Consider the following 19172-nt stretch of genomic DNA (forward strand, 5'->3'; position numbering starts at 1 on the left):
CTAAAAAACAGAAAAGATTTTTCGTTTATTTTACAATAGGAAACAGAAAAGTTTGAAGATTTTATAAAAACAGGGAAAAATCCAGGAAATTAACAAAGAATTTACCTGGATTTAAAGAAGATTTCACTTTGGGAAAGAAGGGGATGCAAGAGGAAACAGAGAATTTTACACAGATTTTACAATTGGATACGGAAAATTTTACATAAACCCTTTAGAATGTGGGCAAAACTAAGGAGAAAGGTATGGAATACCATGCCGCTTGAGGAGGAGAAATGGATCTATTTAGTGTACTAACATTAATCGGCGGTCTTGCCCTGTTCCTTTACGGAATGCAGGTTATGGGGGACGGACTTGCAAAAGTTTCAGGAGGAAAACTGGAAAGAATTCTGGAGAATCTGACTTCCAGCCCTATTAAGGCAGTCTTGCTGGGCGCCGGTGTGACGGCGGTGATTCAGTCGTCATCGGCCACAACCGTTATGGTGGTGGGTTTTGTAAACTCAGGAATCATGAAACTGTCACAGGCAGTGGGTGTTATTATGGGGGCCAATATCGGTACCACAGTAACATCCTGGATTTTAAGTCTGGCAGGAATTGAAAGCAGCAACTTTTTCATTCAGCTTCTTAAGCCTTCATCATTTTCACCGATTCTGGCAGCTATTGGAATTGTTTTCATTATGTTCCAGAAAAATGAGAAGAGAAAAGACATTGGCTTAATTATGGTTGGATTTGCAGTACTTATGTTCGGTATGGAAACCATGAGCGGTGCAGTAGAGCCTCTGGCAGACGTACCGGAATTTACCAGTATTCTGACCATGTTCTCAAATCCGTTGCTGGGACTGCTGGCCGGAGCAATCTTAACGGCAATTATACAGAGCTCCTCAGCATCTGTGGGTATTTTACAGGCTCTGTGTCTGACAGGAACCGTTTCCTATGGAGTGGCACTTCCCATTATCATGGGTCAGAACATCGGTACCTGTATTACAGCGATTTTATCATCCATAGGAACATCCAAAAACGCCAAGAGAGCGGCTGTTGTGCATCTGTCCTTTAACGTAATCGGAACGACGATTTTCATGGTGCTGTTCTATACGATTAATGCTTTCGTGCATTTCTCCTTTGTGGGAGACGCTGCTTCACCGGCAGGGATTGCAGTTTTACACAGTACCTTTAATATTTTTGCAACAATTATTTTACTTCCTTTCGGTCAATATCTGGTAAAACTGGCCTGCCTGATTATCCGGGATAAAGAAGGGGACGCAAAGGCCAGCCGGGAAGAGGAAGAATTCCAGGCTCTGGATCCCCGATTTCTGGAGAAACCGGCTTTTGCTATGGAGCAGAGCCGTCATGCAGCCGTACGTATGGCCAGGGAATCTCAGAATGCCTTAAGTACTGCTCTGGAACTTCTGATGGCCAGATACGATTCTGTGGGAGCCGGAGAAGTAGAACGTCTGGAGGCGAAGGTAGATCGCTATGAGGATGAGCTGGGTACTTATCTGGTAAAATTAAGCCATAAAGATTTAAATGCCAAAGACAACCACAGCCTTTCCGTGATGCTGCACTGTATCGGGGATTTCGAGAGAATCAGCGATCATGCGGTCAATCTGATGGAATCGGCTCAGGAGCTGTATGACAAAGGCCTTTCCTTCTCCAAAGATGCCAGGGCAGAACTGAAGGTCTTCTGTAAAGCGGTGAATGACATTGTGGATTCTGCTTATAAAGTCTTTGAGACAGAAGATCAGGAACAGGCGAAAACCATTGAACCTATGGAAGAAGTGATTGATGGAATCAGTACGGAGATGAAAAACCGTCATATCAAACGTCTGAAAAAAGGAGAATGTACCATAGAAATGGGATTCATCCTTTCAGATATTATTACCGATATGGAACGGATAGCGGATCACTGCTCTAACATAGCTGTCTGTGTGGTTCAGGTACTGGAAGATGCCTATGATAACCACAGCTATCTGGATTATATCAAGAATACGGATAATGAGGAATTTGATAAAGTAGTTTATGAACTGGAGCAGAAATATCTGCTTCCATAAAAAGTATAAAAAAGTTCGAGGATGAGTGTATGATTTATTGTGTGGAAGACGAGAGAAACATTAGAGAACTTTTGGTATATACCTTAGAAACTACAGGATTTGAAGCAAAGGGCATGGCTGACGGCGAAGAGCTGTTCCAGGCCCTTTCCTGCGATCCTGTGCCGGAATTAATTTTACTGGATATTATGCTTCCGGGAAGGGATGGATATGCCATATTGAAAGAACTGAAGAAATCGGATTTATACTGCGATATTCCGGTCATCATGGTAACGGCAAAAGAAGAAGAGCTGGACAAAGTAAAAGGGCTGGACGGCGGAGCCGACGACTATATTACAAAGCCTTTTGGAATGATGGAGTTTATCGCCAGAGTGAAGGCGGTTATGCGCAGGAGCAGGAAAGAGAAGAATGAACTGCTGCGCTGCGGAGCGCTGGAGATGGATCTGAAACGGTACGAAGTCCGGGAAAACGGAACACCGGTGGAGCTTACCAGAAAGGAATACGAAGTCTTAAAATATCTGGTAGAAAATCAGGGGATTGTTCTGACCAGAGATCAGATGCTGGAGCATGTCTGGGGGTATGACTTTATCGGAGAAACCAGAACCGTGGACGTCCACATCCGTACTTTGAGACAGAAGCTGCAGGAGGCCGGAAGTATGATAGAAACGGTTCGCGGTGTGGGATACCGGATCCGTACATAGAAGAGGCAGCCTATGAGACAAAGAATTCTTAATCACGTATGTTTACTTGTAACGTTATCGGTTGTTCTCACCTTTGTAGCTGTGGTGGGCGTTCTCTATTACAACATTGACGGCAGCAGAAAGGAGACAGTACGGGAAGAAGCGGAGTATATCAAATATGCCCTGGAGCAGGTGGGTGACAGTTATCTCACAAAAAAGGTGGGGGATGTGACCAACAGCCGGATCACTTTGCTGGATGAAGACGGAACCGTGCTCTTTGATTCCGTAAAAGATGCCAAGGAGCTGGAAAATCACGGGAACCGTCCGGAATTTGTGAAAGCCAGGAAAGAGGGAAGCTGTGAAATGACCCGTTTTTCTGAAACCCTGTCTCAGCAGACTTATTATTATGCCCTCTTGCTGGATTCCGGGGAAGTCCTTCGGGTATCCAAGACGGAAGACAGTATTTTTTATACCATGAGCACCAGCCTGACTTTGCTTGGAATCTTACTGGGGGTTGTGCTGATTGTGGCTATCCTGGCCAGCCAGAGACAGGTGAAGCAGATTATCGCCCCTATCAACCATCTGGATTTGGAACATCCTCTGAAAAATGTACGGTATGAGGAGCTGCGCCCCCTACTGGTACGGGTGGATCAGCAGAATAAACAGATTGCAGAACAGGTGGAAGAACTGAAGCAGAAACAGTTTGAAAAAGAAAAGGCGGAAATGGTGCGGAAAGAATTCTCCGCTAACGTATCCCATGAACTGAAAACGCCTCTGATGTCCATTTCCGGATATGCAGAACTGCTTAAAAACGGTATGGTCCGCAGCGAGGACGTTCCGGAGTTCGCCGGCAGAATCTATAAAGAAGCCAGCCGCCTGAAGACCCTGGTGGAAGATATCATTCAGTTATCCAAGATGGATGAGAGTAAAAATCAGATGCCTTTTGAACAGGTGGATTTATATGAAATGACAAAAGAAATTGTAAGCAGCGTCCAGGTGCCAGCCGCCCGGAAAAATGTTTCTCTTGAATTTACCGGAGATGCGGTTTCCATGGAAGGCGTCAGACAGGTTCTGTATGAAATCTTTTACAATCTTGTGGATAATGCGATTAAATACAACCAGGAAGGTGGAAAAGTAAGCATCTGGCTGAAAGAAGAAAAAAGAAATATCTCCTGGACCATCTGCGATACGGGAATCGGCGTGGCGAAAGAAGAACAGGATCGGATTTTTGAGCGGTTTTACCGGGTAGATAAAAGTCACTCCAGAAGTACAGGCGGTACAGGTCTGGGGCTTTCCATTGTAAAGCACGGGGCGATGCTTCACAGAGCGAAAGTAAACATTGAGAGTGAGCTGGGAAAAGGAACCGAAATCTCCATCCGTTTTCCAAAGTCCAGAATGTAAGTTTGGCTGTTGACTTTATATCTTACAAGTGTAATAATAGAAGCGAAAGGAGGCTTCTATGAAAAAAAGAAAGGTACTGTGGCTCCTTCCGGCGGGGCTTCTGCTACTGGTCCTGCTTCTGTTTCTCTTCTTATGGAAAGGTCTGGGATTATTTGCAGATACGGAAAACATGCTGCTCTCCTATATGGAGTGCATTGAGTCGGAAGATTATGAGAAAATGTACGGGATGCTTACTAAAGCAAGCCGGGAGACCATCAGCAAAGAGGAATTCACAGAAAGAAATCAGAACATTTACCAGGGGATTGAGGCCCGGAATATAGAGATTAAAATCAAAGAGAAGAAAGACGAAGGACTTCAGACGGTGCTGGTCTATGAAACTTCCATGGACACAGCCGCCGGTCTCCTTCAGTTTGAAAATCAGGCCGTATTTACCAGAGAGATAGGAGAAGGCTGCGGACTGGAATGGGAACACAGTCTGATCTTTCCCAATCTGGGGAGAGAAGACAAGGTACAGGTGACCACCATACCTGCCCAAAGGGGACAGATTTTAGACAGAAACGGACAGGTACTGGCCGGCGCCGGAACAGTATCCCAGGTGGGAGTGGTTCCCGGAGAGCTGGACGGACAAAGAGATCTGGAATTTGAGAAGCTGGGAGAGCTTCTGGAAATGTCGGTGGAAGAAATAGAAACGAAACTGGGCGCCGCCTGGGTGAAGGATGACTCGTTCGTTCCACTGAAGATGCTGGAGAAAATTGACGAGATTGATTTACTGTTTTATTCTCAGGAAGAGGCCATTGAGAAACGAAATCTCAGACAGGAGCTTCTGGAACTGCCCGGGGTAATGTTAAGTGATACCGAAACCCGGGTTTATCCTCTCAAAGAGGCGGCTTCCCACCTGACCGGATATATTCAGGACGTTACGGCAGAGGATTTGGAAGAAAGAGAAGGAGAGGGCTATCATGCAGGCAGTAAGATAGGAAAAAGCGGTTTGGAAAGCCTGTATGAGAAAGAGTTAAAGGGAAAAGACGGCTGTAAAATCACCATCACAAATTCCCAGGGAACAGAGAAAGAGGTTCTGGCCTATCAGGTAAAGGAAGACGGACAGGACATTACACTGACCATTGACGCCGGTCTCCAGCGGAAACTCTATGAGAAATTTAAGGAAGATGAAAGCTGCCATGTGGCCATGAATCCGAAAACAGGAGAGGTCCTGGCTCTGGTCAGCACACCTTCCTATGATGCCAATGATTTTATCTTCGGCTTATCCCAGCAGCAGTGGGACGCTTTAAACGAAGATGAGCAGCAGCCTATGCTGAACCGTTTCCGCAACACCTGGTGCCCCGGGTCCTCCTTTAAGCCCATTATCGGAGCGATCGGAGTGAGCGCCGGGAAGCTGGATCCCAATGCCGATTTGGGAATGGAAGGGCTTCAGTGGCAGAAAGATCAGACCTGGGGCGGCTATTACGTAACCACCCTTCACGAATACAGCACCGCCAACCTGGTCAATGCCCTGATTTATTCAGACAATATCTATTTTGCCAAGGCAGCTCTTCAGATTGGGGCGGATACTTTAAAAACCAGTCTGGAAGGTCTGGGCTTCGGCGCCCGGGTTCCCTTTGACATCTGGATGACAGAATCCCAGTATTCCAATTCCGGAGAGTTTGATACAGAGGTTCAGCTGGCAGACAGTGGTTACGGACAGGGGCAGATGCTGGCAAATCCCCTTCATCTGGCCTGCCTGTATACGGCGTTTCTAAATAACGGAGACGTAATCAAGCCGAGCCTGTTATATACGGAAGATCCGCAGGCGGAAACCTGGATCAGCCAGGCCTTTTCCCCGGAAGCGGTACAGGCAGTCAGTGAAGGGCTTCTCCAGGTCATTGAAGATCCCAATGGAACAGGCGCCGGATGCCGGATGGACGCTGTGCGGCTGGCAGGGAAAACAGGTACAGCGGAGATTAAAGATACGGTAGACGACGTAAACGGAACAGAACTGGGGTGGCTTGCGGTCTATACGCCGGAAGAATCCCCGGAAAATTCCCTCCTTCTGGTCAGTATGGTAGAAGACGTGAAAGAACGGGGAGGAAGCGGATACGTAGTAGGGCTGGAAAGAGAGATTCTGGAAGAAATCTATGCCGGAGAATAAAAGTACCGCTGCAAAAACGGAAAAGTTTTTGCAGCGGTACTTTTGATATACAGATATTAAATATCCGTTTCGGATAAAGCGGCCTCGTCTGCCACCAGGATCGCATTGGGATGTAAACGTAAAATAGAAGCCGGAACCTGAGGAGTAATCGGACCTTCCAGTACCTGCTTTAAGATAGGCGCTTTATCGGCTCCGCTTACTACAACCAGTACGGTTCTGGCGCGCATGATGGTTCCGATACCCATGGTATAAGCCTGACGGGGAACATCCTCTGCGCTGGCGAAGAAGCGTTTGTTGGCCTGGATTGTCTTTTCTGCCAGATCCACGCAGTGGGTTTCATCAGGGAAGAAGTCGCCCGGTTCGTTAAAGCCGATATGTCCGTTGTGCCCCAGACCCAGAAGCTGTAAATCTACCGTTCCCACTTTACGCAGGATTTCATTGTAAGCGGCGCAGGCTTTGTCGCTGTCCGGCTCAGTTCCATCAGGAACGTAAGTATTTTCCAGAGGGATATTAACCTTGGAAAACAGATTCTGATTCATGAAGTAACGGTAACTCTGATCATTGGAAGCATCCAGTCCCTTATATTCGTCCAGGTTTACAGAAGTTACCCCTGAGAAATCCACATCTCCATTCTGATATTTGGCTGCCAGATATTCATAAGTACCAATTGGAGAAGATCCGGTAGCCAGTCCCAATACACTATTTGGCTTTAAAATCACCTGGGCTGCAATGATGTTAGCAGCTTTCCGGCTCATGGCATCATAGTCTTTTGCCTTGTAAACTTTCATAACGAGTTCTCCTTTTCATTTTTATACTTTAAATTTTATAACGGTTTCCCCATTAATTCAATGATTATTTCTTTTATCCTGTAAACATGCATATTTAGCAGGAAAAATACGCAAACAGGTGAAAATGTGGTATAGTAACCATATAACGATTAGGAGGAATGAAAATGAATGCACCTGTTTTAGTAATTATGGCGGCGGGCATGGGCAGCCGGTACGGAGGATTAAAGCAGATCGATCCCGTGGATAAAGAAGGCCATATTATTATGGACTTTTCCATTTACGATGCCGTTAAGGCCGGATTTAAAAAAGTGATATTTATAATAAAGAAGGAAAACGAGGAGGATTTCCGCAGGGCCATCGGCGACCGTCTTGCCGGCCATGTGGAAGTGGAATATGTTTTCCAGGAGCTGACAGATCTGCCGGAAGGCTTTCAGGTTCCAAAAGGCAGGGTGAAGCCATGGGGAACCGGACACGCTGTCTTAAGCTGCCGGAAAGTGATCGACGGCCCCTTTGTGGTAATTAATGCAGATGATTACTACGGAAGTCATGCTTTTCAGATGGCATATGAATTTTTAAGCAGTGTTCAGGATGAGGAAATTTACCATTATATGATGGTGGGATACAAGCTGGAGAACACCCTGACAGAGAACGGCTATGTTTCCAGAGGAATCTGTACCCTGGATGGGGAGGGATGTCTGGCCGGGATCTGTGAGAGAACCCATATCGAAAACCGGGAAGGGGGAGCAGCTTATACAGAGGACGGAGGAAATACCTGGGTGACACTTCCCAAAGACAGCTTTGTATCCATGAATCTGTGGGGATTTTCCAACAGTATTCTGAAAGAACTGGAGAAGAAATTCCGGGAATTTTTAGGAACAGAGCTGGAGAACAATCCTGAGAAATGCGAATTCTTCCTTCCTTTTGCAGTAGACGAGCTGATTGAAGAGAAGAAAGCAGACGTGAAAGTATTAAAATCCATGGATAAATGGTACGGGGTTACTTATAAGGAAGATAAACCCATGGTGACGGCAGCCATTCAGAAGATGAAGGATGAGGGGCTCTATCCTCAGAATCTGTGGGAGTAAAAGAAAATATAAAAATACCTGCCGGTAAGTCTGTCCGGCAGGCGTAAATCAGGAAAAGAGTTAGTGATAACTCTTTTCTTTTTCGTATTTAGGTTCGCAGGTGAGCTGTACGCCCAGTTTTTTAAACTCATTGATGTCCACAGAAGAAAGAAGAACGGAAGCGTGAGCCTGGCAGCCGTTCAATCTGGGAAGCTGTTCCAGGGCCCGTCTGGCGCTTGGGTTGGTCGCTGCACTGATGGACAGGGCGATTAAGGTCTCATCAGAGTGGAGACGGGGATTCTTGCTGCCCAGGTACTGGGTTTTTAAGGTCTGAATAGGAGCAAGAGCCTCGGGAGAAATCACATGTTCCTCATGATCTACTCCTGCCAGTTCTTTTAAGGCATTTAACAAAAGAGCGGAAGAGGCGCCCAGCAGTCTGGAAGTCTTTCCGAATACCATTCTGCCGTCTTCCAGTTCCATGGCGGCTGCAGGAGCCCCGGTGCGTTCCTCCATCTCCAGGCAGGCAGGAATGACTTTCCGGTCGGTGACATTGGTATGAGCCTGTTTCAGCAGCAGTTCGATTTTAAATGCCTGTTCTTCCGGAGCATTGCCCAGAGCGATTTCTGTAAGGGTTTTATAGTATCTGCGGATAATCTCCTGACGGGAGGCCTCCTGACATACCTCATCGTCGATGATACAGTTTCCTGCCATATTCACGCCCATATCGGTAGGAGATTTATAAGGGCATTCCCCGCAGATTTTCTCAAACATAGTCTGAAGGACGGGGAAGATTTCCACATCCCGGTTATAGTTGACGGTGGTAACGCCGTATGCTTCCATATGGAAGGGATCGATCATGTTGACGTCGTTTAAGTCTGCTGTGGCTGCCTCGTAAGCCAGGTTGACCGGATGCTTCAAAGGAATATTCCAGATAGGGAATGTCTCGAATTTGGCATATCCGGCGGCAATTCCTCTTTTATGTTCATGGTAGAGCTGGGAGAGACAGGTGGCCATCTTTCCGCTTCCCGGACCCGGAGCAGTAATAACTACCAGAGGGCGGGATGTTTCAATAAAATCATTTTTTCCATAACCTTCATCGCTGACAATGAAGGAGGTGTTGCCTGGATAACCGGAGATGGGATAGTGCAGGTAAACCTTCAGCCCCAGTTTTTCCAGGTGTTTTCTGAATAAGTCCGCGCTTTCCTGGCCGGCGTACTGGGTGATGCATACGCTTCCCACATAAAGTCCGCACTGGGTAAAGGCTTCATAGAGACGGATCACATCCTCGTCATAAGTGATGCCCAGATCCCCGCGGACCTTATTCTTGTCTATATCATTGGCACTGATTACGATAATGATTTCTGCCTGATCGGAAAGCTGCATCAGCATCCGCAGCTTGCTGTCCGGTTCAAAACCAGGCAGAACCCGGGACGCGTGGTAATCGTCAAACAGCTTGCCTCCGAATTCCAGATAGAGTTTATTATTGAACTTACTGATCCTTTCCCGGATGTGCTGTGACTGCATGGAAAGGTACTTTTCATTATCAAAACCGATTTTCATTTGTTGTGCCTCCGTATTCCTCTTTATATTTTTACAAATAATCAGTATACTATAAATTTTTCCTGAGGGAAACCTGTTTTTATCATTTTTTAAGGAAATATGGTAACTATTCAGCCATGCATCTCGGATTCTCGCAGCAGCCGCTGCTCTACCGCCGCTTACGCGGCTGAATCCTCGATTACGGCTAAACGCCATATGTCTGCTGAAGGCAAAATTCCTCTGCAAGCAAGCTTGCGTTGTATTTTTGCCTTCAGCAGCCGCATGGCTGAATAGTTACAAAATATGTCCTGGAAAAAGTATCTTCCGGTTGATTTCTTGAAAATCAATCCGTATAATAGAGAAGTGACAAGAGGAGGTACAAAAGTGAATAATAATTTGCCTAATAACAAGCAAAATGTCGGACAGGGTCCCCAGGACCCCCAGGGACCCAGGAAGAACAGGCAGTCGATTTTAGCCTTTTTGGTGTGTTTACTGGTTACGCTGATGTGTATCAGCTTTTTTACAAATATATTAAAAGACACGTCCAGTAAAATAACTTACGATAAATTCATCCAGATGGTAGAGGACGACCGTGTGGATGAGGTGGTTCTCCAGTCCGATACCCTGAAGATTACATCCAAACAGAAAGACGGAGAAGAAGTTACCTATTATACAAATGCCATGGAAGACGGAAATGCACTGGCAGAACGGCTGGAAAAGGCGGAGGTGACTTTTACCGAGGAACCGCCGGATGTGCTGGACAGCGTGATTTCCGTGCTGGTAAGTATTTTAGTCCCGGTGATTTTAATGTGCGCTGTCTTTGCCTTCCTGATGGGAAGGGCTAACAAAGGCGGAGGCATCATGGGCATGGGAGTGGGAAAGAGCAGAGCCAAAGCCTATGTGCAGAAGGAAACAGGGGTCACCTTTAAAGACGTAGCAGGAGAAGACGAAGCCAAGGAATCTCTCCAGGAAGTGGTGGATTTCCTCCACAATCCCGGAAAGTATGCCGGAATCGGGGCGAAGCTTCCCAAAGGCGCCCTGCTGGTGGGACCTCCCGGTACCGGGAAAACTCTGCTGGCAAAGGCTGTGGCAGGAGAGGCTCACGTTCCCTTTTTCTCGCTGTCCGGTTCTGACTTTGTGGAAATGTTCGTGGGCGTCGGTGCGTCCCGTGTAAGGGATTTGTTTGAAGAAGCCAAGAAAAACGCCCCCTGTATTGTATTTATTGATGAAATTGACGCCATCGGCAAGAGCCGGGATTCCCGGTACGGCGGCGGAAACGATGAACGGGAACAGACCCTGAACCAGCTTCTGGCTGAGATGGACGGCTTCGATACGTCCAAGGGAATCCTGATTCTGGCGGCTACCAATCGTCCGGAGGTTCTGGATCCGGCGCTGCTGCGTCCGGGCCGTTTTGATCGGAGAGTGATTGTAGACCGTCCGGATTTAAAGGGGCGCATCAGCATTCTGAAAGTTCATGCCAAAGATGTATTGCTGGATGATACGGTAGACTTCGAGGAGATTGCCCTGGCTACCTCCGGCGCTGTTGGATCGGATCTGGCCAATATGATTAACGAAGCGGCAATCCTGGCAGTAAAGCACGGAAGAAAGGCTGTGGCCCAGACGGATCTGCTGGAAGCCGTGGAAGTGGTTCTTGTGGGCAAGGAGAAGAAAGATCGGATTTTAAGTCCCCAGGAGCGGAGAATTGTTTCCTATCATGAAGTGGGACACGCTCTGGTCAGCGCCCTGCAAAAGGATGCGGAACCGGTACAGAAGATTACCATTATTCCCAGAACTATGGGAGCCCTGGGCTATGTTATGCAGGTGCCGGAGGAAGAGAAATATCTGAACACCAAGAAAGAGCTGGAGGCAATGCTGGTGGGCTATCTGGGAGGAAGGGCTGCCGAGGAAATCGTATTTGATACGGTGACCACCGGGGCGGCCAACGACATCGAACAGGCGACCAAGATTGCCAGAGCCATGGTGACCCAGTACGGAATGTCTGAGAAATTCGGACTGATGGGACTGGCAACCCAGGAGAATCAGTACTTAAGCGGCCGGGTGGTATTAAACTGCGGCGACGATACAGCGACGGAAGTGGATCACGAGGTGATGATGCTTCTTCATGAGTCCTATGAACAGGCGAAGAAACTGATTTCCGACAACCGGGAATCCCTGGATAAAATTGCAGAGTACCTGATTAAGAAAGAAACCATTACCGGAAAAGAATTCATGAAGATTTTCCGGGCAGTACAGGCAGGTATGGAGATTCCGGAGGATTTAAGCCGACTGGAGCTGTACGATGCAGACGGCGACGGAAAGCCGGAGGCTGTCCGCAGCAGAACAGAAAGATTACAGGAAAAGGCTGTGGAACCAGCTGTTTCGGAGGCAGCGCCTGAAGTTAAAACTGAAGAACAGGAAGAATCAGAAACCTTTCCGGGCGGGGAAACCGGCGTAGAGTAAATAGCAGGGAACTGCGTGCAAAGGCACGCAGTTCCCTGTTTTAATGGAATAAGAAAATAAAAAAGGAGGAGAACATGAAGAAAAACAAGAAGAAAAAAGGGATAGGAATTCTTCTGGCCGGCACAATTCTGGCATGGAATCTGACAGCCGGCGTCCAGGGAGAGGACGGTCTGGAAAAAGCCAGAGAGGCTTATCAGGCCGGGCAGGAAATCCTGAAATGGGAAAAAGAAGGGATGGGCATTAAGGAGACGGATCCTTTATTCCAGGGAGATTATCTGGAGGCTGCGGGAACCAGTACCGCAGACTGGATAGCCTTTTCTGTTGCCCGGATGGGGTTGGATGAAGGAATGGAAAATTACAGAAACCGCCTGACAGATTATGTGGAAGAGAAATATAAGACAGAAACGAAATTAAGTCCCAATAAGGCCACAGAATGGCACCGGATTTCCCTGACCCTGGAGGCTCTGGGGACGGATCCCCAGGATGTAGGCCAGTCTCATATCAATTTAATTGCAGACGGCGTCTATAACCGGGATAAAACAACTGCCCTGGATCAGCAGGGAGTAAACGGCCTGATCTGGGGGCTGATTGCCCTGGACAGCGGACAGTATGAGACGCCGGATGATGCTTCAGCCCACAGGGAACAATTAATCGAAAGGATTCTGGAACAGCGGACAGAGGACGGAGGCTTCTCTGTGACAGGCAGGGAAGGAGATGTGGATCTGACTGCTATGGCTCTGTGCGCACTGGCTCCTTATCAGGATTCAAAACAGGAATTTACCGTTACCAATGTCAATACAGGAGAAACCACCACAGAGGTTCTTTCAGAAACAGTAGAAGAACTGAAGAACTGGTTAGCCTCCTGTCAGAATGAAAGCGGAACATTTACTAGCTCAGGAGTGGAATCTCTGGAAAGTACCGCTCAGGTGATTATTGCTCTTTCTGTTCTGGGGGAAGACGCGGCACAGGAAGAAGCTTTTTATAAAGATGGAAAAGATCTAATTGAAATCCTGTTGTCTTATCAGATGAAAGACGGAGGCTTCTGTCACGATCTGGAAAAGAAAGAATCAGATGAGATGGCAAGTCAGCAGGCCTTACTGGCCATCACTGCCTACTGCAGGGCGCAGTCCGGCATGGGTTCTGTTTTCTCCTTTACAGACGGGGGGACAGAAGAAACACTTGCAGAAATATATGGAAGGGAAGAGACGCAGGGAATTCCGGCAGTGGCAGCTATCGCCGCAGGAGTTGTCATAATTGTTGCTGCTGCAGTTGTTGTAATAAAAAAGAGAAAAGGAAATAAAACCGAAGAATGGATTGAAGAAGAATAAAAGTTTCCCGCATATTTCGACTTGCGGATTGACAAAAAGCATAGTACAATAATTTTGTCAGAAAAATTAAGAGTGTGGAACGGCCGCCTGTATGGGTGATAATAGGGAATCCGGTGTGAGTCCGGAACAGTCATCTCTGCTGTAACGTGGACGCGGAAACAAGATGCCATTGGATAGATTTATCTGAGAAGGCGTTTCCAAGGATGAAGCGAAGTCAGAATACCTACCGTAGAAAGACGATTCCTAGATTGAAGGAATGGTCTTTTTGTCGTACAAAAAAGAATGAAAAAGACACATTGGGAAAGAGAAAGGAAGGAGAGAAGGAAGACATGAAAAGGAAGAAGTTTTTGGCAGTTCTATTAGCGACAGCAGTTTCTCTGTCTTCTCTGCCGGCGAATTATGCTTATGCGTCCAGTGGAGAAATTGAACTGGAATCCGAAGAAACGGAACCCGCAGGTCTGGAAGAAGAAACAGGAGAAGAAATACCGGAAGAAGATTCGTATCTGACAGAAGACGAGATGTTGGAGGAATCGGAAGTGCCGGAAGAAGATGCAGACCTGACAGAGGAAGAGGAACCGGCAGAACCGGAGGTGTCTCTTTTTTCCATTCAGGAAGGAACACAGAATGCGGCAGATACTGCAGACAGCACAGAGCAGGACTGGCTGCATGAAGTTGGCTTCCAGGATGATGTGGGAGGGGCAGATGCGACCGTACAGACTTATCCTCTGGAAGAAGCATTTGATCCGGCTGTGCATCAGTATACCCTGGTGATGGCTGAAAAGGACTCAAGCCTGTATGCAAAAGCCAGTTCCCTGATGGATGGCGATGTAGTGACGGCAGAATATAAGGATAGCAGCAATAAGGCGAAAAGCGTGGATATTTCCACAAATTATGCGGCAAATGGCAAGGGAACCGCACTGTCATCCTTAGTTACCTATAAATCTCTAAAGGGAAACTCTCTGACTCTGAAGTCAGAAAAGGGTTTCGGGGAGTACCAGATAGATATTAAAAGAAGCGCGAACCTGTTTAATCTGACCGCTTCCGTGGGAGATTATAATTACAGGATTATGAGTCAGGGCTCTTATCCGGACAAAACGGAGGCTTTTTTCCAGAAAGAATATGTGTTTGCCTATCCGGCTTCCTGGAAAGGACAGGAGATGGTTCTGACTTTAAGCAGCTACGATAAAGTCATGAATAAATCCGCCTGGGGTTATCAGCTGAAAGCCAACGGCCAGGATGTGGAAGACGGAGGACAGTATACCGTTACTTTAAACGGGGAATACCAGGAAGTGGCCATAGAGGTATCCTGTGAGGAAGAAGGGGCAGTGAGCACAACCTACGTTCTGCAGCTTATTCCGGAAGAAGAAACCCAGGCCCTTTTCCTTTCAGGAACGGAAGGAACCCAGGACAGTCTGAAAGTGAGCGTGAAAGATGCTTACGAAAACGCTGTAGAACCAGACGGGGCCAATCCGCTGCTGTATACAGGTCTTATCACGGGAGCTGCCTATTCCTATGAAGCGTCTGTGAAAGGCTATCATACGGTTTCCGGTACTTTTACAGCGGGAGAATCCGAAGAAGTGACCATTGCCTTTACGGAAAAGAATATGGGGGAATATCTGGAAGACCTGATAGTCTGGAAGGGAAGCCAGAGTACTTCGCCCGCCTATGAGCTGAAAAGAGAAGAGGAACTGGATGAGGAATACGGCGCTGCGGTATACAGCGTGACTCTGGACAGCATCCTTACTTCTAGCAGTCTTTATTTCGGGGCGAAGATGTCGCCATGGGCACCGGCTGGTTCTGAGATGGAACTGTCTGCCTATAATAAAAGCGGCGCTGCCGTAAGTAAAACCATGAGAGACAGTTCCTATATCTATGCCTCTTCCAGAGTTTATCTAAGCAATGTAATTCAAGGAAGTGCAGACGGCTACATACCGGGAATGTATACCCTGACAGTAGGAACAAAAGGAGATCAGGAAGTTTATAAAATTCTGGTGTACAGAAATCTTCAGCTTCAGTCTCTGACAGTTTCCGCCCAGAGTGGAGGAGAGGAACTGATAAAAGAAAAATTCAACGCATCTTCCTATGAATATACCATGGAGATTCCGGCACAGCAGGAATCCGTATTCCTCCTTCCCACAGCCAGATTTGAAGTTCCCGTGGAGATAAAAGTAAATGGAACCACGGTGGTTAAAGCGGAAAATGCAGGGGAAGAGATAGAAGTTCCCCTTACGGAAAACAGCCAGGACGTGATTTCCATCTGCCTTGCGAAAGAAGCTTCTCCCTACGGAGCAGAATATGCAGGAAAGACCATTGCATCTCACGGGGAATATACAATTACCGTTACAAAGAAAGAAACAGCCAGTATCTCCTTTTGGACGAATCCGGAAGAGGCAAGAGTGGTGCTGTATGACAGTGCAGGCAAGCGTATTGCTTCTCAGGACGACAGGAACCGGGAGTATCCGGAACTGCTGGCAGGAAATGAATACAGCTATACCGTATCCTGCTATGGATACCAGTCAGAACATAAAACCTTTGTGGCAGAAAATGGAGAAAAAGAGATTCCGGTAACTCTGAAGGAATCTACAGCGGTTCATGAAGGACTGACAGATAACGAGTGGGTCAATTACCGGAACAATGATGAAAATAACGGAATCACTGACAGAACAACCCCGACCTCACAGGAAGGTGCAAACCTGAAATGGGGTGCGAAATATGGAAGCGGCTGGGGAGCAGCCTGTACGCCTCCGCTGATTCTGGGCGGCTATCTCTACACTCTTCAGGGAAATCAGATCCTGAAACTGGATAAAGAAACCGGAGAGTGTGTTGACAGAAGTGAAGAGTTAAATGGAAGCGCGGGATTTGCTTTAAATCCGCTGACTTACGGAGATGGACTGATATACGCTCAGATAGGAAACGGCAGTATCCAGGCAGTTGATGCGGCTACACTGAAATCAGTATGGGTAAGCGCTCCGGTGGGAGGACAGACCCTGTGTCCCATCACTTACCGGAATGGATATATCTATACAGGCACCTGGAACAGCGAAAGTGCCATAGGAACCTATTTCTGTCTGTCCGTAACGGATGAAGATCCCAATTCCGGAACAGAAACCAAATATCCTTCCTGGACCTTTGAACATCAGGGCGGATTCTACTGGGCCGGAGCGTATGTGGAAGAAGGATCAGACGGAAACGATTATGTAGTGTTTGGTTCTGATGACGGAAGTTCAGAAGGAAGTTATGTAAATAATGCGGTTTTATACTCTCTGTCTGCTGAGACGGGGCAGGTAGTGGATAAAATTACCGGACTGTCCGGAGATATTCGTTCCTCCATTGCCTACGATGACGGAAAAGTTTACTTTGCAACAAAAGGCGGATATTTATACAGAGCTTCTCTGGATAACGGACAGCTGGATGACCTTGCAGAGTATAATCTGGGAGGAATGGCAACGGCAACACCTCTGGTTTATAACGGAAGAGTTTACGTAGGCGTATGCGGAACTTCCCAGTTTGCGGAAAACAGCGGACATAAATTCGCAATTGTGGAAGATACAGAGGAAGGACTGGAACTGGCTTACGACGCAGAGATACGGGGATACCCCCAGGCGGCAGCTCTGTTGTCAACGGCTTATACAAACGTAGACTACAATGGTGACGGCAGGCCGGATGAAAGAGTTTATATTTATTTCACTTATAATACAAAGCCGGGCGGAATTTTCTATATTACTGACGAGCCGGGACAGACAGAATCCAAACAGGAAACTCTGTTCACCCCTCCTGCAGAGATGCAGGAATACTGTATCAGCACCTTATGTACTGATAAAGACGGAACCCTTTATTACAAAAACGATTCCTGCTATCTGATGGCAGTGGAATCCAACGGGGCTTATGTGAAAGGAATAGAAGCTAAGACGGATTCCGGCAGGATAAACTGGAATCAGGAATTTGAAAGCAGCGTTCAAAATTATGAAATACAGGTGGGAAGCAGCGATGAGACCGTTGATTTCTCCCTGGATCTGCCGGCAGGAGTAACGGTGTCTGTAAATGGGGAAGCGTATGAAGACGGTTACAGCCTTTCTCTGGATGAGAACGGAGAGGGAACTCTTCAGATCGAAGTTACTCTGGCAGGCCAGACCCGTACTTATGAGATTCAGGTATACAAGGAAGGCGGAAAAGCAGCGCTGCAGGCTCTGGCTGTAGAAGATACTGCCGGTACTTCCGTGGCTCTGTCACCGGGATTTGAGGAAAACGTACTTTCTTATACAACCGGAATTTATCAGGGAAACAGCAGCCAGATGCTGATTCAGGCAGAGGCGGCAGAAGAAGGCAGCACGGAATTTACGGTAACAGAGGGAGCAGAAATTGCAGAAGAGACAGCAGACGGCTGCAAAGTGACGTTCGATGAGAACAGTTCCTCTGCCATTGTAAAAATAAAGGTAACCTCGGCAAATGGAAGGAGAACCAGAGAATATCAGGTCAACCTTCTCAGAAAAGACATTTATCCGCCTCAGCTGACAGAACTGGCAGCACAGTGGACGGATGCAGATACTGCAGAAGTAACCTTCCGCTCCAACGAAACGGGAACCTACTACTACAAGGCAGTAAAAGCAGGAGAGGCGGCCCCCAGTGCAGAAGAGGTAAGACAGGAGAAATCAAAAGTTCTGGAAGTGGGAGACAATAAGTTTACGGTTTCCGGCCTTGGAGGAAAGGCAACAGACATTTATGTGACTGCAGAAGACAGTCTGGGAACGAAAATGTCTCAGGTGGAGAAGGTTTCTCTTGAAGGACAGCAGGGAGAAGAAGAATTCCGGAATATTATGCCGGAAGTAACCGCAGCTGCAGACGGAAGCAGGGTAGTTGTTGGATGGAAGGCCATTGACGGCGCAGAAAGCTACCGAATCTACCGGAAAGAAGCAGGAGGAAGCTTTAAAGGTCTGGAAACTGTGGCAGGAGACGTAACCTCTTATGTGGATGAAACGGCAGAGGCAGGAGTAACCTACTACTACACCGTAAAAGGCTTCTGGGAAGAAAACGCCCAGGGAACCTGCACCCGGTACCCCACCAATGTAACTGCAAAGATTCCTGTGGACGCCCTGGCAACTCCTCAGGTAAAGACCCGTTCCGTCAACTATTGTACAGTAGAGGTAACCTGGAACAAGGTGACAGGAGCAGAGAAATATGTGATTTACCGGAAAGAAGCGAAAGCGGGAACCTCCTTTAAATCCATCGGAACCGTCAGCGCAGGCACTCTGAAATACCGTGACGGAAGCGCGAAGATGGGCGTAAACTTCTACTACACCGTAAAAGCCTATGCAGGAAGCATTTACAGTGATTATCAGAAGACCGTAACGGGAATGGCCGTACCGTCCTCTCCGGCTTTAAAGGGAGCAGTCAGCAGCAGTAAGGGCGTAACCGTAAGCTGGTCTGGTTCCAGAAAATCTGCCGGCAGCTATGCCGATGGCTATCGTGTATTCAGAAAGACAGTTGGCGGAAACTGGAAGACGGTGGGAACCGTGGGAGCGAACACCAGAAGCTTCACCGACACCACAGGAGCGAAGGGAACCACTTATGTTTATACCGTAAGAGCTTATGTAAAACAGAGCAATGGAACGAATCTGTGGGGAACTTATGACGCCACAGGCGTTTCCGGAGCCAAAAAATAAAAAGTCCATAGAAACAAAAGTTTCATGAATTAAGGCTGTCTCAGGACCATACTCTGAGACAGCC

The 19172-nt window shown here is 47.4% G+C and carries 10 protein-coding genes and 1 riboswitch; of the genes, 8 read left to right on the forward strand and 2 right to left on the reverse strand.

The genetic code is table 11. The annotated features are described in order from the left end of the window. Positions 1 to 272 precede the first annotated feature (272 nt). From B5F53_RS02375 to B5F53_RS02390, 4 genes are read left to right on the forward strand one after another with little or no spacing between them, the layout of a single operon-like run. A complete protein-coding gene (locus B5F53_RS02375) occupies positions 273 to 2045 on the forward strand; it encodes a Na/Pi cotransporter family protein (protein ID WP_087219191.1) in 1773 nt (590 codons plus the stop codon). A gap of 29 nt (positions 2046 to 2074) precedes the next feature. Then, a complete protein-coding gene (locus B5F53_RS02380) occupies positions 2075 to 2743 on the forward strand; it encodes a response regulator transcription factor (RefSeq protein ID WP_087219194.1) in 669 nt (222 codons plus the stop codon). 12 nt (positions 2744 to 2755) lie between these two features. Further along, positions 2756 to 4123 carry a sensor histidine kinase gene (locus B5F53_RS02385; protein ID WP_087219197.1) on the forward strand — a complete coding sequence of 456 codons (1368 nt, stop codon included), beginning with the start codon at positions 2756 to 2758 and terminating at the stop codon, positions 4121 to 4123. A 58-nt stretch (positions 4124 to 4181) separates the two neighbouring features. Then, a complete protein-coding gene (locus B5F53_RS02390; RefSeq protein WP_087219201.1) occupies positions 4182 to 6269 on the forward strand; it encodes a penicillin-binding transpeptidase domain-containing protein in 2088 nt (695 codons plus the stop codon). Between the two features lie 56 nt (positions 6270 to 6325). Here the strand turns inward: B5F53_RS02390 and nagB are convergent, their stop codons facing one another. Beyond that, the gene (gene nagB / locus B5F53_RS02395; protein WP_087219204.1) at positions 6326 to 7057 is read right to left on the reverse strand and encodes a glucosamine-6-phosphate deaminase; all 732 of its coding nucleotides are present in this window, start codon (positions 7055 to 7057) and stop codon (positions 6326 to 6328) included. A gap of 164 nt (positions 7058 to 7221) precedes the next feature. On the opposite strand from nagB, the gene B5F53_RS02400 reads away from it, so the two are divergent. Then, positions 7222 to 8142 carry a sugar phosphate nucleotidyltransferase gene (locus B5F53_RS02400; RefSeq protein WP_087219207.1) on the forward strand — a complete coding sequence of 307 codons (921 nt, stop codon included), beginning with the start codon at positions 7222 to 7224 and terminating at the stop codon, positions 8140 to 8142. 60 nt (positions 8143 to 8202) lie between these two features. Here the strand turns inward: B5F53_RS02400 and B5F53_RS02405 are convergent, their stop codons facing one another. Continuing rightward, positions 8203 to 9681, reverse strand: a complete 1479-nt coding sequence (locus tag B5F53_RS02405) for a DUF1846 domain-containing protein (RefSeq protein WP_087219210.1) — start codon at positions 9679 to 9681, stop codon at positions 8203 to 8205. A 363-nt stretch (positions 9682 to 10044) separates the two neighbouring features. Here B5F53_RS02405 and ftsH point away from each other — a divergent pair, with 363 nt between their 5' ends. From ftsH to B5F53_RS02420, 3 genes are all read left to right on the forward strand, one after another. After that, positions 10045 to 12120: an ATP-dependent zinc metalloprotease FtsH gene (ftsH, locus tag B5F53_RS02410; protein WP_330396128.1), complete on the forward strand. Its 2076-nt coding sequence runs from the start codon at positions 10045 to 10047 to the stop codon at positions 12118 to 12120. Positions 12121 to 12194: 74 nt separating this feature from the next. After that, positions 12195 to 13448 carry a prenyltransferase/squalene oxidase repeat-containing protein gene (locus B5F53_RS02415; protein WP_087219216.1) on the forward strand — a complete coding sequence of 418 codons (1254 nt, stop codon included), beginning with the start codon at positions 12195 to 12197 and terminating at the stop codon, positions 13446 to 13448. A gap of 64 nt (positions 13449 to 13512) precedes the next feature. Continuing rightward, a riboswitch (cobalamin riboswitch) is annotated at positions 13513 to 13693 on the forward strand. 84 nt (positions 13694 to 13777) lie between these two features. Next, positions 13778 to 19108 (forward strand): cadherin-like beta sandwich domain-containing protein, encoded by a 5331-nt coding sequence (locus B5F53_RS02420; protein ID WP_140398192.1) that lies wholly within the window; start codon positions 13778 to 13780, stop codon positions 19106 to 19108. Positions 19109 to 19172 lie beyond the last annotated feature (64 nt).

The organism is Blautia sp. An249 (assembly GCF_002159835.1).
In the GTDB taxonomy this organism is placed as follows: domain Bacteria; phylum Bacillota; class Clostridia; order Lachnospirales; family Lachnospiraceae; genus Blautia_A; species Blautia_A avistercoris.